Consider the following 14624-nt stretch of genomic DNA (forward strand, 5'->3'; position numbering starts at 1 on the left):
TATATATAATGCTCTAAAGAATTTACATGTCTGCCCATAAGATGTAATATGATTTTTGCATTATATATTAATATATATTTAAGTGATAATTAACATAGAACTTTTATAAATTCTTAAAGCGTAAAAAAAAATCAGTCTTATAAAAGACTGATTTTTTTCTATAAGCTTTTTATTAAAATTTCCGCTGTCCCTATATTTGTGGCTATTGGAATGCTATGTACATCACAAATTCTAATTAACGCTGTAACATCTGGTTCATGCGGTTGAGCTGTTAAAGGATCTCTTAGAAATATTACTAACTTAATATCACCTTCTGCAATCCTTCCACCAATTTGTTGATCTCCTCCTAATGGTCCAGACAAAAATCTTGTTACTTCAAGCCCCGTAGTTTCAGTAATCTTTTTTCCTGTAGTTCCAGTAGCGACAAGAGTGTGTTTTTCTAATATACTTTTATATCTTTTGCAAAAATCTATAATAGTTTCTTTTTTGTTATCATGAGCAATCAATGCAACTTTCATAACAACCCCCATAAAATTAAAAATTAATTTTCTTTCTTCTCATACCAATATTTAATATTAAGCCTAAGGACATCATTGTTGTAAGTAGTGAACTTCCTCCATAACTTACTAAAGGTAAAGTTATTCCCGTTATAGGCATTAAACCAATAGTCATCCCCATATTTTGAAATATTGCAAATAGGAAATATGCGGCTAGTCCAACGCAAATTATCTTTCCAAAAATATCTTTACTGGTTCTCGATATCACCAGAGTTCTATAAACTATAATTCCATATAATGTTAATAGAAAAATTGCTCCTACAGTACCCCAGCTTTCTCCTACAATTGCGAATATAAAATCTGTATCTTTTTCAGGTACATTTTGTGAAACATATCCACCTGGCGCATCAGTTGCTAAATTAACGCCTGTACCTAAAAATCCCCCTGAACCTATTCCTATCATAGACTGTGTTAACTGAAGACCAGAATTAAGTTCATCTGCTTCTGGATCCATAAATGATGTTATTCTTTTCTTTTGATAGTCTTGTATCAAGCCTGAATTCCATACCAAAACTATTGCTAAGAATATAGCTAGCAGCCCTCCACCAATTACCCTTAAGTCTAGTCCCGCAATAAAAAATATCCCTAGAACAATGAAGAAACACACCATTGTCATACCCATATCCGGTTCCTTAACTATCAAAATAACTGGAACTATAATATATGCTGCTAAAATGAAGAAATTCTTTATATCATTTACTTTTCCGTCCATATCTTGAATTTTCTTTGCCATCATTACTATAATACCTATTTTGGCCAGTTCTGATGGTTGCATAGAGAAACCACCTATTCTTATCCACCCTTGTGCTCCATTAACTATTGACCCAGCAAATATTGTGACTATAAGCAAGAGTATTCCTAAGAGATAAAACAGAAAGGCATAATTTTGTAATACTACATAGTCTATGAGTAAAACTACATAGATTGCAACTAGTGATATTACAAGCCATATTAATTGTCTTTTTACTTCAGAAAATCCTACATCACCTTTAGTTGCTAAATATATATTAAAACATCCAAAAAGAACCGTGGTAATCATAGCAACTAAAAGTGTAAAGTCCAGTTCCTTTAGAATTTTTAAATCAAGCTTAAATCTTCCAAACATCTATCTTCCTCCATATTAAAACTTCTACATTATTATAACTCATATTATAATATTTCTCCATAAATCTATAGTTAATTCACTAATTATTGAAAAATGAAGGATTTTTGTAACTATTTTATCGGTAAAAAATGGAGATGAATACATTCACCTCCTAATTTATCAACAACTATCTTCCTCTTACACTTTTAATTGGAATATTTGCAACTAATGCAGGTGAATTTCCTTCACTTGCCTCTGTTTTAGTTACAGTAATCTCCATATCTCCAGCATCTATTTCTACATACTTAGAAATAACTTCTAGTATTTCTTCTCTAATTTTATTTAATAATTCTGGTGCAATTTCACCTCTATCATGAATCAAAATTAACCTCAACCTATCTTTTGCTACCTCCTTAGGAGAAGGCTTATTTCCAAAAAACTTATTAAAAAACTCCATATTTCTCCCCCCCGTTATACCTATTTACGCTTAAACAATTTCTTAAGTGATCCAAAAAGGCCTGCAGATTCAACGTTTAAGTTTAGAAGGGGAACTTCTTCTCCTGTAATTCTTCTAGCAATATTTCTAAATGCTTGTCCAGAAATTGCTTTTTCATCAAGAACAATTGGCTCTCCTCTGTTAGTAGAAACTGTAATTGATTTATCATCAGGTACTACACCTAACAACTTAATAGATAATATTTCTAATATATCACTTATATCAAGCATATCTCCATTTTGTGTCATTTCGTAGTTTAATCTATTTACTATAACTTGATGATCATCTAAACCTTTTGCATCTAATTTACCAATAACTCTATCAGCATCTCTAACAGAAGTTATTTCTGGATTAACTACTACAACTGCTCTATCAGCTGCAACTATAGCATTTTCAAATCCTTGTTCAATACCTGCTGGACAATCGATAAGTACGTAGTCAAATTCCTCTTTAAGCTCATTAATTATAGTTAACATTTGATTTGGCTTGATATCATTTTTATCTTTTGTTTGAGCTGTTGGAAGCAAGCAAAGATTTGGAAATCTCTTATCTTTTATTAATGCCTGCTTTGTTCTACATCTTTTTTCAAATATATCAATTATAGTATATACTATTCTATTTTCTAGACCCATTAATACATCAAGATTTCTAAGACCTGTATCTCCATCTACCACCACAACTTTCTTGCCTAATGCAGCAAGTGCTGTTCCTATATTTGCTGTTGTAGTAGTTTTTCCAACGCCACCCTTACCTGATGTTATAACAATTGACTCTCCCATTCTAAAATCCCTCCAATTATTTTTAAATGAATTTATTAGGTAAATACGGTTCTACAATAATCATTCCATCCTTCAATTTTGCAACTTCTGGATATTTTGGTTTTTCACCTTCTTCTGGAGAAATTGTTACTACATCTCCTATTTGAAGGAGCTCTGGCTCCAATGTAAAAGCAGCTATAATAGCCTTATTATTCCCTGTAGTTCCAGCATGCACCTGACCCCTTATTTTACCTAAAACAATTATATTACCAGCAGCATAAACTTCTGACCCTGAGTTTATGTCTCCTATTATCACAATATTTCCGGCATATTCTATACGTTGTCCCCCTCTTATGGTTTTTCGTATGAACTTGGTTCTACCTTCATATATTCCGGTAAAAACCTTTACCTCTTTTTCTTCAATATCCTTTAAGATACACTCTTTTATTCCAATCTCTTCGAAAAGGATATCTTTTAAAATTCTTATATCTCGTTCTTCTATGTACTTCAATTCAGTTTTTATGGTTAATGTAGCTCCCATATAAAACTTTTTACCTTTATTTAATCTTTCTAACAGAACCTCTGTAACTTCGCCAAAATCTTTAAATTTATTATAATTTATTACAGCGAGTAACCCTTCCTTATTCCCTTTTATAATTATCCTATCATCAATCATAAATACCTCTCCAGTGGCTTTTATATTAAATTGCATTTAAACTCAAATTTTCTTTGTCTAAAGGGTTTTTATAGGAAACTTAACTTATACTTTCATAAATAAGTTAATAGTTGAACTTAAAACCCTATATTATATTATCGAAAAAACTCAGAAAACTTTGCACCCTAATTATCTAAATACAGCTTAATTTTACAGAACAATTTTAATATAACTTTAAATTTCACTGCTACTTTTAATTATAATACAAAATACTGTTAATTGACAATGAAGTTTTATATTTCCCAGCTTTTGCATATACTAAAGAGTTTAAAAATTAGCTTATAAAATAAAAAACGACAATAATGTCGTTTTTTATTTTATATTAATATATTTATTTTGTCGTTGGTGATACTTTAACATCTGCTAGTGGTGGATTTAAAGTGTAGTCATATTGTGGAGTATAATTCATGGACTTTAACTGATCTCTAAAATATGTCTCATATACTGCCTTCGCTATATTAGCACCAAAATATCCATGTCCACCATCATATAGAACTGTACAAACAGCTATTTGAGGATCATCAAGAGGTGCAAAAGTTACATAAACACCAAAAGCCTCACGCCCATACTCACTTTGATCTTGTCTAAAGGTAGCTGTACCTGTTTTACCACCTGATGATATTGGGAACTTATTCATTACCGAACTCGCAGTACCTGCATCAGCAGTATTTGCCATATTCATTCCTAGCTTTATAGCTGCTAGGTTTTCTGGAGAAATATCAATTTTATTTAATACTTCTGGTTTAAATTCTTCCACTACTTTACCATCTTTATCTGTAATTTTATCTACTAAATGTGCTTTATATCTAGTTCCTCCATTTACTACTGTAGAAATATACCCTACTAATTGTAATGGGGTAAAAGTGTCCATACCCTGACCTATAGCACCATACGCTATCTGAGTTGCACTCATAAGCTCTGTGGAAACTGAATATACTACATAATTTGCTATTTCACGTGCTGCCGAATTAACGGCACTTTTTGCTGAAACATTAGCATCCTTAACCCTTTGCTGATACGTTGATGAATTATCATATATTTCTTGAACTGCTGGTACCAAAGCTTTATAGAAATTATCAAAATCTCCTCTGATATCTTTAGTGCCTACTTGATTAAGTTCATCTTTCACCATTTGCTTAATCTTCTTTTTTGCATCTGCAAGCTTATCACTATCATCAGAATTCATTTGCAAATCCATTTTAACAATGGATTGTCTTCCAGGAAATGCTCCATTTTCAGCATAGCCAACAAGATTAAAGTTTATTAAATTTATAGTATTATTTTTAAAGGATTGGAAATTATATACTTGCCCAAAATTTTCTGGTATTTCAATTCCAGTTCCAGCTTTTTGAGTTCCATTAGGATCAGAACCTAATCCTGTTTGCCATGCATACTTTGCTAACATATCTAATCCTTGTACTTTTTGAGCAATGGTTGAGTCTTTCTCACTTGGAGCATATTTCTTATACATTCTTATTGCTGCATTATAGTAATAGTAGTTACTTGATACTGCAAGTGCTCTCTTTAAATCTGTCATTGCCGGTGTAGCCTCATCCTCTGGCTTAGTATCTCCAAATATATCTGTATTCAGATCGTAATATTTTTTAGTCTGTATTGTATATCCTGGCGTAATTACCCCTTCCTGCAATGCAGCTACTGAGGTTAATGGCTTAAAGGTTGATCCAGGTGGAGTTAATCCAAATGTTGCATAATCATATAATGGCTTAGGATAAAGATCATATCTATCTTCCCTTATTCCATCTTTATTTTTAGGGAATAAGTCATCAACAGTTTTATTTAATCCTTGCCTTAATATAAAATCACTAGCAAAAGCCTCATATTGCTCATTTCTAGGGAAATATTGCTTTGATATTTCAGAAGTTAATGCACCAGGAGTAGAAAATATATTAGGATCAAAGTTAGGATAACTTGCTAAAGCTAGTATTCTTCCTGTTTTAACTTCTTGAACTACAACTGCCCCTCTTGTTGCATTTGTAAGATCTACTGAGCCAGTACTATCATTGGTTACTTTTTGATTTCGTAAATCTTGAAGTTCTTCTTGTAAACTTCTTTCTGCTGAATATTGAATATTCTTATCTACTGTCAAGTGAACATTCATACCTGGAGATGGTTCAAGCTTAAATAATTCTTCAGTTTTTCTTCCCTTTGAATTTACCTTAACTGTTGTTCCACCTTTTGTTCCTTTTAAAATACTCTCAAAAGCAGATTCAATTCCTGCTTTTCCAATCTTATCAGTACTTACATCATATCCTTTTTCTTCATATCTCGCCTGTGATCCGCCATCTATAGAACCTATATACCCTAATACAGCTGAAGCAAGACTTCCATATGGATAAGATCTAACTGGTTCAGTAGATACATCAATACCAGCTAAATCATTTAGCCTTTGGTAGAAAATAAATGATGTTTCTTTTTTAATAGTTGCTAAAGTTACTGGCTTATACCCTTTAAAACTCTGCATCTTTATAGCATCTTTAACTACCATATATTTTCTAACATCTTCTAAGGAATAACTTTTAAGAAGCAAAGCTAAAATCTCTTTTCCACTCATTGATTGATACTTTTTAGCTTCATCCTTTGAAGCTGGCTTAAGCATTTCATACATATTATAGTTTTCTATCATATAATAAAAAGTATCCTCAGGTGAATACTGATATATAGCTTCATCCAATTGGTTCTGCTCTGATGAAGTTAAATCTGATGTCTTCTTAGGAAAAAGTTTCTTCTTTATTTTATCATCTAACCCTCTATCTTTTTTAAACCTTATGTTTAGAGCTTTTATGGATTCAGCATCACTAACATTAAAATCAAAGTAATAATTTTTATTTGCATCTATTTTCAGTTGCATATCATCTTCGATTTTTTCGCCATTGTCCTTTAGGATTTTAAAAGTTTTGTTCATTGTATCATAGAAGCTTGCATTAGATTCATCTGTAGACGTAAATGTAATTGTATAGCTTTGCACGTTTGTTGCAAGTATATTTCCATTTTCATCATATATGATTCCTCTTGGCGCATTTTCAGCTACAAATCTTCTTGATCTATTGTTAGACATATCTTTATAGTCAGCATACTTATACACTTGAAGATATACTAACTTTCCCAATATTACTCCAAAAATAATGAACATTATAGAAATTAGTGCTGTGTATCTATTAAAAAACTTATTCTTCTTTTTATTCATATAATCACCTTTTAATTAAATTTCCAAGGATTTTTCATAAAGCTTTTCTCTGTAAAATTATATATTTTTCTATAAAAGATAAAAGCAAACACAGTATTCATAGTAGTCATCACTATCATATTTTCAAAGTAAATGCTCATTTTCATAAAGAAGAGAACAATATATATTACTAGAAATTTAATTGCAGTTGCTCCTAGAACTGTCATCACTGGTATGGTTTTCCTATTTTTAAATATGTTTTTCCCAACTAATGCAGCTAGTAAACATAATATTAAATTTATAAGAGAATTTACTCCAAAAACACTCCCAAAGAAAACATCTTGCAATATTCCAGAATATGCTCCTACAAAAATAGCTTCCCATGGACCTGTAATAAGAGAATAACAAATTGCAAAAGTAAACAATAAGCTTCCCCAAGCTCCTTTAATTGCGAAGGAGGGAAGAATGGTATTGTCTAAAATAAAAAGCAAAAGTCCTATTAAAATAAGTACTACTCTCTTCATATGCTATTGCCCATCACTCTCTATATTTCTTTTTTCTTTTGGAATCATTATAAATAACTCCTCAAGCTTATTAAAATCTACAAATGGTTCGATTGTAGCACTTTTACTTACTTTAACCTTATCTTCTTCAACACTTAATACCTTACCAATTCTAATATTTTTTGGATAAACGCTTCCAAGACCAGAGGTTAAGATAACGTCATCCTTTTTAATTTGAGAATTTACCGGTATATTATAAACCTTTGCTAATAATTTATTTTGCGAATCCTTATAGCCTTTTACAATTCCTATTGTATCCTCGGTACTTTCTATTTTAGCAGCTATTGCAATATTTTCATTAACTAATGATTGCACTATAGCCCAATTACTTCCTACCGATGTAACTTGGCCAACTATTCCTTTTGAGGCCATTACTGGCATTCCCTTTTCCAAGCCATTTTTACTTCCTTTATCAATTACATATCCTGATAAAAAACTATCTCCACTGTATCCAATTATATTGGTTCCTACAACATTATATCCTTCAATTTGATTTGCAAAATTAACAACGTCTCTTAATCTTTCATTTTCACTTTTTAAGCTATTATAATCTACAAGCTTATTATTAAGCTCCGCATTTTCTTTTTCTAACTTTTTATTTTCTTCCTTTACCTCAGAAAAATTATAGAAGAAATCTACAAATCCCTTGAATTTTTCTGTTACTGTATATGCTATCTTTTGTATTGGATTTAACGCCGACCCTGCACCACTCTCAAATATACTCTTATTTTGACTTTTGAAGGTATATACAATTATTGCTAAAAAGCCAACTGACAGTACTATAATAGTTACTGCCAGTTTGTTTTTCAAAAATTTCATTGATTAATTAACCTCTTTGTTGCTTAGCTAAATAATCAAAATCTTCAAGAGCCTTTCCAGCTCCAAGAGCTACGCAATCAAGTGGTGATTCTGCAATATGTACAGGCATATGGGTTTCATGGTTAATTAAGGCGTCTAATCCCTTTAATAATGCTCCCCCTCCAGCTAGCATGATACCTTTTTCCATTATATCTGATGCTAGTTCTGGTGGTGTTTTTTCTAAAGTTGTTTTAATTGATTCGATTATAGCTGCTACTGGTTCTTTTATTGCTTCTCTTACTTGAACTTCACTTACTTCTATAATTTTAGGAAGACCTGTAATCAAGTCTCTTCCTTTGATTTCCATAGACTTTTCAACTTCTTCTGTTCTAAATGCTGAACCTAATTCCATTTTTATTGTTTCAGCTGTTCTCTCACCAATCATTAAATTATATTCTCTTTTAATATAACTAATAATTGCTTGATCTAATTCATCTCCAGCAACTCTAAGAGATTTTGCTGTAACTATACCACCTAAAGATATAACTGCAACTTCAGTAGTACCTCCACCGATATCAACGATCATACTTCCAGTTGGTTCTGAAACAGGAAGTCCTGCACCAATTGCAGCTGCCATTGGCTCTTCCATCAAAATTACATCTCTTGCTCCTGCAGCCTTAGTAGCTTCTTCTATAGCTCTTTTCTCAACTTCTGTTACTCCTGATGGATAACAAATTATTATTCTTGGACTTGCAAAAGCACTTTTACTAGTGATTTTTTCAATAAACTTTTTGATCATTGTTTGAGTAATATCAAAATCAGCAATAACTCCATCTTTTAATGGTCTTATAGCTACAATGTTTCCTGGAGTTCTACCAATCATTTGTTTTGCTTCTGCTCCAACTGCTAACGGTTTTTTTGTGTTATTATTTATAGCTACAACGGATGGCTCTCTTAAAACCACTCCTTTTCCTTTAACAAATACTAAAGTGTTTGCTGTTCCTAAATCTATTCCCATGTCTTTCGTCATTCCAAATAATCCCATTGTTATTCCCCTTTCAATTTATATAATGGATTTTTCTTTTAAGCTTACATAAGTATTATTTCCTATGATAATGTGATCTAGCAGATCAATTCCCATTATCTTACTACATTCTTTTAACCTTAAAGTAATATTTATATCTTCCTTACTTGGAGTTGGATCCCCCGAAGGATGATTATGACATATAATAATTGAAGCCGCATTGTTTTTTAAAGCTTCAGAAAACACTTCTCTCGGATGAACTATCGATGAGTTTAATGTTCCTTTAAATACCTCTTTAATAGAAATTATATTATTCTTAGTATTTAACATTATTAACTTTAAGACTTCTTGTGAAAGTTTACTCATCTCATTCATAAATAAATCTGCTATAGTTTTAGGTTCCTTTATCCTTATTTCACCCTTAATTCCTTTATGAGAATTAATTCTTTTAGCTAATTCGCATAGTGCCATAAGCCTTGAAGCCTTTGCTTTTTTTATGCCATTAATTTTCAGAAAGTCATCTATTCCTGCTGAAATAATTCCATTTAAACCATTTACTCTTTTAAGCACATTGGAACTCAAGTCCATGACACTTTCATTCTTTGTACCACATCTCAATATTAATGCCAATAGTTCAACATTTGATAAGGTCTCTGCACCATATAAAAATAATTTTTCTTCTGGTCTTTCATTTTCAGGCAAATCTGTAATTCTTAGATTGTTTTTCATCTAAGTGCTCCTTCACTAACAGATTCCCTATCCCCCTACATTATTTCCTTAATAATCTTACTTAATCTATTAAGTGGCAACCCTACCACATTGTAAAAACACCCATCTATTTTCTCAACAAAAACTCCACCATAACCTTGAATACCGTAAGCCCCTGCTTTATCCATAGGCTCATCAGTTTCAACATAAGATAGTATTTCTTCATCACTTAATCTTGAGAAATGAACTGTTGTACATACAGCATCTTGGATAATTTTAGAGTTGTTAGTGTTTATAACTGTGATACCAGAATAAACTTTATGCTCTTTTCCACTTAACATTTTTAACATGTTCACTGCTTCTTGTTTATCTTTAGGTTTTCCTAAAATTTTTCCATCTATGCTAACAATAGTATCCGCTGCAATAATTAAGGAATCTTTCATTGAACTTTTTGAGATCTCCTTAGCTTTTCCGTAAGATAGTGCTTTTACATATTCCTCTAAGTTTCCTGAAAAAACTACACTATCCTCATCAAAGTTGCTTACAGCAACTTCGAACTCTTTAAAAAGTCTAAAAAGAAGTTCTTTTCTTCTCTCTGAGGCAGATGCAAGAATAACCTTCATCTTCATCACCTCCTAAACAGATATTGATTTTAATACGGTCTACACTTTTTTAAATTATCCACCAAATATGTAATTTAAAGAAGTCTATACTATACCTATGGTAAATATTATTGACAAAAATATAACTTTTATAACAATCCAAGGTCAAAATCCCTTTATGTATAAGCATTTTTACAGTAATTTACCTAATATAGTTTAACATTTATAAATATTTTATACAAGTGAGTTTCTCTATTTTAAGGAATTTTTAACCGTATTGAAACCTTTTTACATCTTGCGTATGAATGCTGTTCCTTTTTATTCCAACTAGATCCACAAAGTTGATTTTTTAAGTATATTTTATCAATAGAGACACCTCTAGAAAATAATCTTATTCTAGAGGTGTCTCATGTATTCTAAAAATATTATACTAGTTGCCTTTGTATGGTTCTATTAACTTATCTAAAAACTCCATTTCGCCTTGGATTTTATCCTTAGTAAAATCATTAGGAAGACTGGCTATATGTGCCTTTATATCCTTGATTTCATTTGCTCTATCTCCCTTTTCTTCGAAAGCAGATGCCCATTTCTTAAATTCATCAGTATTAACACTTTTAACTGAAGAATCATTTATACTATTTATCATTTTTAGATATCCATCAACTATACCACCAATTAACGAATCATAATAATCTGATCCATTTATATTTATTTTTAACTTAATTGCATTTACTCCTAAACCATCTAATTTGTTTTTTACTTCATCACCTTTTCCAACTTCGTAAATACCTGCAATTACTCTGAATTTATTATCATCCTTAACAACATATACTGGAACTTGATCTTTTATTTTATTTTGGATATCTATCGCATTTTCTTCTTTGCTATAATAACCACACTGTACTATTTCGAAATTCTTATAACTTTTAGTATCTCCATTACTTGCTTTTGCTGAGCTATTATTTTTAATCAAGTTAAAACCTTTAGGAAAAGAGAACCCTCCCCCAAAAATAGCATTGGCAATTGCAGTCCCTATAACTAAGGCAATTATAACTATTGTAATAAAATAGCCGAATGATCTTGCTCCTTTATTACTCTTCTTTTTATAATTGTACCGTGTATATCTCATAACACCACCTCCAAAATCAATCTTCCTTAAATATTATTATGTTAATTAGTAAAATATGATATATGCAGAGTAAAAAAAATAAGCTTGAATATTTTTTAATATCCAAGCTTAACTATTTAAAAGGAAACCCTTTTTCATTCACATTAATTTATATAACTACAAAATCACTCTAGTTATAATTATCTTATTATTCTTCTCGCTCCAGCATATCTGCTTGAGTAATAAGCTTCATTTAACGAACTTACAGTAACAGTTTTTCCTGATGAAGGTGCATGAAGAAAATCTCCTCCTCCAACATAAATACCCACATGACTTATTGAACCATAAGTGTTAAAGAATACTAAATCCCCTGGTCTTAAGTTTGACCTAGATACTGGAACTCCCATTGAAAATTGTGATCCAGTGTAGTGTGGTAATGAGTACCCAAATTTCGCAAACACATACATTGTTAATCCTGAGCAGTCAAAACTTCTTGGACCTGCTGCTCCAAAAACATATGGTCTTCCGATAAAATTATACGCATAAGAAACAACCCCGCTGCCTGCACCACTTCCACTATCCCCTCTTGATGCAGTATAACTGGAACTCACTGAACTTGTTCCCTCTTCCTTCTTTGGTGAAACGATAGTTTTTTTAACTTTTAACTGACTAGTTTTTAAAACTACCCCTTGAGTTGAATTTCCTGTGGTGTCAGCTTTTGGTTTCATGGCCTTAAAACTTGTTGCCGTAAGCAAAGCTACTGTTAAAAGCAATGCTTTAGTAATAGTTTTACGCTTCTGATTCATACACTTTCCCCTCTCCTAATTGGTAAATACCCTATAATTTGTAATCTCCCTAAGTAAACATTTTCATAAACAAATCTTCCAAAGTTTTCATGAAAACAACTCACTTTATTATTATATGAAATTATGTAGCGTAGGTCAAGCCTAAAAACTCTAAAAATTTCTAAGTATTATGTACACAATTATTATATCTTTTCCCTAAAAACCCTACAAAATTCCTAAATTAATTATTTTAGGGACATTTGATAGAAATATCGACAATCTACTAATTCTGCTTTTTCTCTTAGAAAGTCTTATAAACTCCTAATAAATTCTTATTATATAAACTTCAAATGAGTAAAAAAATAAGTTTGGAAAAATCCAAACTTATTTTTTATAATTCTTCTTATTCTGCTATTCCGTAATAACATCTTTTTGGTGAATTTATTTTGCCTTCTGCTTTTAATGTCTTAAGTGCTTTGTCGACATCCTTTTTGTCTAATCCAGCTTTTTCAGCAATTTCTCCACCCTTTAAAGCTTCACCTGAATTTCTTAAGGTCTCTAATACTTTCTCATTTATATCCATCTTTATCCCTCCTAAGTTTACTTAATTTATATTATAACTTAGTTTTCTAACCGGTCAATAATCTTTATCAAATAATAAAGATTATTATTTTATTTCACCTAAAACTCTGATTAGGTATTCCCAGAATCTTTTTACAGATGAAATGCTCATATGTTCATCTGGAGTATGAATGTCATATAAATCAGGTCCAAAACTAATCATATCCATATCTTCTCCAAGTTTCTCCATAAATAATCCACATTCTAAACCTGCATGTATAGCAATTATTTCTGGCTTTTCTCCTGTCATTTCAACATAAATCTTTTCACTTAGATTTCTTATTTTTGATTCTTCTCTATATTGCCATTCAGGGTAATAACCAGATATTTCTGTTTCAGCTCCTAAACTATCTGCTAAAATTTTCACCTGATTTATTATTTCATCCTTAAGAGATGCAACTGAACTTCTAAGTGCTAAACTATAACTTACCGCTTTATCATCTGTCACTACAACTCCTAAGTTTAATGAACTTTCAACTAAATCTTTTATATTCATGCTCATAGTTTGAATACCATTAGGCATTAAATACAGAAGTTTTACAGCTCTCTTTGTAGATTCTGAGTCAAATACCTTATTTATCTCTTTATTAGACTCAACAACAGAAACATTTACATCAGGATCTTGAGCACTTAATTCATTTTTAAAGATCTTATTAAATTCTGAAACACTTTCCTTAACTAAAGAAATATCAGCTTTTGAAACATATATTTCTGCATCTATTTCTCTTGGAATTGCATTATCCTTCGCTCCTCCATTTAAGGAAACAACGTTAAAATCTATCTTACCTAGAAGATCCATAAGTATTCTTCCAGCCAATTTATTTGCATTTCCTCTTCCCTTATCTATTTCTTGACCAGAGTGGCCACCTTTTAATCCTCTAACTGATATTTCTAAAAGACTTCCATCTTTTTTAGCTTCAGTCCATTCAATTTTTGAGGTAACGTTTGCTTTAGCTCCGCCAGCACAAGATACTAATAACTTTCCTTCTTCTTCTGAGTCAATATTAAGAAGTATTTTACCACTAAGGTTTTTGCCATCTACAGCCATAGCGCCACCCATACCTCTTTCTTCATCAGTTGTGATCAATACTTCTATAGCAGGATGAGCAATGTCTTTTGATGCTAAAATAGCTAAAGCATATGCAACTGCTATTCCATCATCTGCTCCAAGAGTAGTTCCTGTTGCATAAACATAATCTCCTTCTATTCTTAGCTTAATTGGATCCTTTTCAAAGTCATGTACTGTATCTTTATTTTTTTCGCATACCATATCCATATGTCCTTGGATTATTACTGTAGGCGCATTTTCATACCCCTTAGTAGCTGGCTTTTTTATAATTACATTTAAAGCAGAATCTTGAATACTTTCAAGGCCTAACGATTTACCAAAATTCAATAAATAGTCACTTATTGCCTTCTCATTTCCTGACCCTCTAGGTATTTTTGAAATCTCCTCAAAATAATAAAAAACATTTTTTGGTTCAATTGTGTCTAAAACTCTCATTATTATACTTCCTTTCAATGAAAATATGCTAGAATATAAATATATTCTTTGTAAAAAGCATACCATAAATTACGTCAGATAAAAAGGCTGCTCAAATACATATTATGTTCATTTTTA

General features: G+C 31.3%; 15 protein-coding genes. All 15 read right to left on the minus strand.

Annotated features, from left to right (window positions below; genetic code table 11):
- Positions 1 to 158: 158 nt before the first annotated feature.
- The 15 genes from mgsA to PTZ02_RS11445 all read right to left on the minus strand — a co-directional run bounded on the left by mgsA (position 159) and on the right by PTZ02_RS11445 (position 14507).
- Entirely contained in the window at positions 159 to 518 is a 360-nt protein-coding gene (gene mgsA / locus PTZ02_RS11375; protein ID WP_274227897.1) for a methylglyoxal synthase, read from the minus strand.
- Positions 519 to 534: 16 nt separating this feature from the next.
- Positions 535 to 1662: a rod shape-determining protein RodA gene (rodA, locus tag PTZ02_RS11380; RefSeq protein WP_274227898.1), complete on the minus strand. Its 1128-nt coding sequence runs from the start codon at positions 1660 to 1662 to the stop codon at positions 535 to 537.
- A 166-nt stretch (positions 1663 to 1828) separates the two neighbouring features.
- Entirely contained in the window at positions 1829 to 2098 is a 270-nt protein-coding gene (gene minE, locus PTZ02_RS11385) for a cell division topological specificity factor MinE (protein ID WP_202769482.1), read from the minus strand.
- Between the two features lie 20 nt (positions 2099 to 2118).
- Positions 2119 to 2916, minus strand: a complete 798-nt coding sequence (gene minD, locus PTZ02_RS11390) for a septum site-determining protein MinD (protein WP_274227899.1) — start codon at positions 2914 to 2916, stop codon at positions 2119 to 2121.
- Between the two features lie 22 nt (positions 2917 to 2938).
- Positions 2939 to 3571: a septum site-determining protein MinC gene (gene minC, locus PTZ02_RS11395; RefSeq protein WP_274227900.1), complete on the minus strand. Its 633-nt coding sequence runs from the start codon at positions 3569 to 3571 to the stop codon at positions 2939 to 2941.
- A 370-nt stretch (positions 3572 to 3941) separates the two neighbouring features.
- Complete coding sequence (locus tag PTZ02_RS11400) at positions 3942 to 6815, minus strand: penicillin-binding transpeptidase domain-containing protein (protein WP_274227901.1); 2874 nt, start codon at positions 6813 to 6815, stop codon at positions 3942 to 3944.
- An 11-nt stretch (positions 6816 to 6826) separates the two neighbouring features.
- On the minus strand, positions 6827 to 7318 hold the full coding sequence (gene mreD / locus PTZ02_RS11405; RefSeq protein ID WP_274227902.1) for a rod shape-determining protein MreD: 492 nt from the start codon (positions 7316 to 7318) through the stop codon (positions 6827 to 6829).
- A 3-nt stretch (positions 7319 to 7321) separates the two neighbouring features.
- On the minus strand, positions 7322 to 8176 hold the full coding sequence (gene mreC, locus PTZ02_RS11410) for a rod shape-determining protein MreC (RefSeq protein WP_274227903.1): 855 nt from the start codon (positions 8174 to 8176) through the stop codon (positions 7322 to 7324).
- 7 nt (positions 8177 to 8183) lie between these two features.
- Positions 8184 to 9200, minus strand: a complete 1017-nt coding sequence (locus PTZ02_RS11415) for a rod shape-determining protein (RefSeq protein WP_274227904.1) — start codon at positions 9198 to 9200, stop codon at positions 8184 to 8186.
- 18 nt (positions 9201 to 9218) lie between these two features.
- Positions 9219 to 9908: a RadC family protein gene (gene radC / locus PTZ02_RS11420; protein ID WP_274227905.1), complete on the minus strand. Its 690-nt coding sequence runs from the start codon at positions 9906 to 9908 to the stop codon at positions 9219 to 9221.
- Positions 9909 to 9943: 35 nt separating this feature from the next.
- Positions 9944 to 10510: a Maf-like protein gene (locus PTZ02_RS11425; protein WP_274227906.1), complete on the minus strand. Its 567-nt coding sequence runs from the start codon at positions 10508 to 10510 to the stop codon at positions 9944 to 9946.
- 409 nt (positions 10511 to 10919) lie between these two features.
- Positions 10920 to 11618 carry an SPOR domain-containing protein gene (locus tag PTZ02_RS11430; protein ID WP_274227907.1) on the minus strand — a complete coding sequence of 233 codons (699 nt, stop codon included), beginning with the start codon at positions 11616 to 11618 and terminating at the stop codon, positions 10920 to 10922.
- A gap of 179 nt (positions 11619 to 11797) precedes the next feature.
- Positions 11798 to 12403, minus strand: coding sequence for a C40 family peptidase (locus PTZ02_RS11435; protein WP_274227908.1), 606 nt, complete (start codon positions 12401 to 12403; stop codon positions 11798 to 11800).
- A 382-nt stretch (positions 12404 to 12785) separates the two neighbouring features.
- Positions 12786 to 12965 carry an HTH domain-containing protein gene (locus PTZ02_RS11440; protein ID WP_274227909.1) on the minus strand — a complete coding sequence of 60 codons (180 nt, stop codon included), beginning with the start codon at positions 12963 to 12965 and terminating at the stop codon, positions 12786 to 12788.
- Positions 12966 to 13049: 84 nt separating this feature from the next.
- A complete protein-coding gene (locus PTZ02_RS11445; RefSeq protein WP_274227910.1) occupies positions 13050 to 14507 on the minus strand; it encodes an aminoacyl-histidine dipeptidase in 1458 nt (485 codons plus the stop codon).
- Between the last annotated feature and the right edge of the window lie 117 nt (positions 14508 to 14624).

Origin of the sequence: Clostridium sp. 'White wine YQ' (assembly GCF_028728205.1) — a bacterium.
Taxonomy (GTDB): Bacteria; Bacillota; Clostridia; order Clostridiales; family Clostridiaceae; genus Clostridium_T.

What these genes read in the sequence shown, in the direction of transcription:
- minD (WP_274227899.1), bottom strand. Translation starts at nt 2,916, where the DNA reads ATGGGAGAGTCAATTGTTATAACATCAGGTAAGGGTGGCGTTGGAAAA.
- PTZ02_RS11415 (WP_274227904.1), bottom strand. Translation starts at nt 9,200, where the DNA reads ATGGGATTATTTGGAATGACGAAAGACATGGGAATAGATTTAGGAACA.
- PTZ02_RS11435 (WP_274227908.1), bottom strand. Translation starts at nt 12,403, where the DNA reads ATGAATCAGAAGCGTAAAACTATTACTAAAGCATTGCTTTTAACAGTA.
- mreD (WP_274227902.1), bottom strand. Translation starts at nt 7,318, where the DNA reads ATGAAGAGAGTAGTACTTATTTTAATAGGACTTTTGCTTTTTATTTTA.
- minE (WP_202769482.1), bottom strand. Translation starts at nt 2,098, where the DNA reads ATGGAGTTTTTTAATAAGTTTTTTGGAAATAAGCCTTCTCCTAAGGAG.
- PTZ02_RS11425 (WP_274227906.1), bottom strand. Translation starts at nt 10,510, where the DNA reads ATGAAGGTTATTCTTGCATCTGCCTCAGAGAGAAGAAAAGAACTTCTT.
- radC (WP_274227905.1), bottom strand. Translation starts at nt 9,908, where the DNA reads ATGAAAAACAATCTAAGAATTACAGATTTGCCTGAAAATGAAAGACCA.
- PTZ02_RS11400 (WP_274227901.1), bottom strand. Translation starts at nt 6,815, where the DNA reads ATGAATAAAAAGAAGAATAAGTTTTTTAATAGATACACAGCACTAATT.
- PTZ02_RS11445 (WP_274227910.1), bottom strand. Translation starts at nt 14,507, where the DNA reads ATGAGAGTTTTAGACACAATTGAACCAAAAAATGTTTTTTATTATTTT.
- PTZ02_RS11440 (WP_274227909.1), bottom strand. Translation starts at nt 12,965, where the DNA reads ATGGATATAAATGAGAAAGTATTAGAGACCTTAAGAAATTCAGGTGAA.
- mgsA (WP_274227897.1), bottom strand. Translation starts at nt 518, where the DNA reads ATGAAAGTTGCATTGATTGCTCATGATAACAAAAAAGAAACTATTATA.
- rodA (WP_274227898.1), bottom strand. Translation starts at nt 1,662, where the DNA reads ATGTTTGGAAGATTTAAGCTTGATTTAAAAATTCTAAAGGAACTGGAC.
- minC (WP_274227900.1), bottom strand. Translation starts at nt 3,571, where the DNA reads ATGATTGATGATAGGATAATTATAAAAGGGAATAAGGAAGGGTTACTC.
- mreC (WP_274227903.1), bottom strand. Translation starts at nt 8,176, where the DNA reads ATGAAATTTTTGAAAAACAAACTGGCAGTAACTATTATAGTACTGTCA.
- PTZ02_RS11430 (WP_274227907.1), bottom strand. Translation starts at nt 11,618, where the DNA reads ATGAGATATACACGGTACAATTATAAAAAGAAGAGTAATAAAGGAGCA.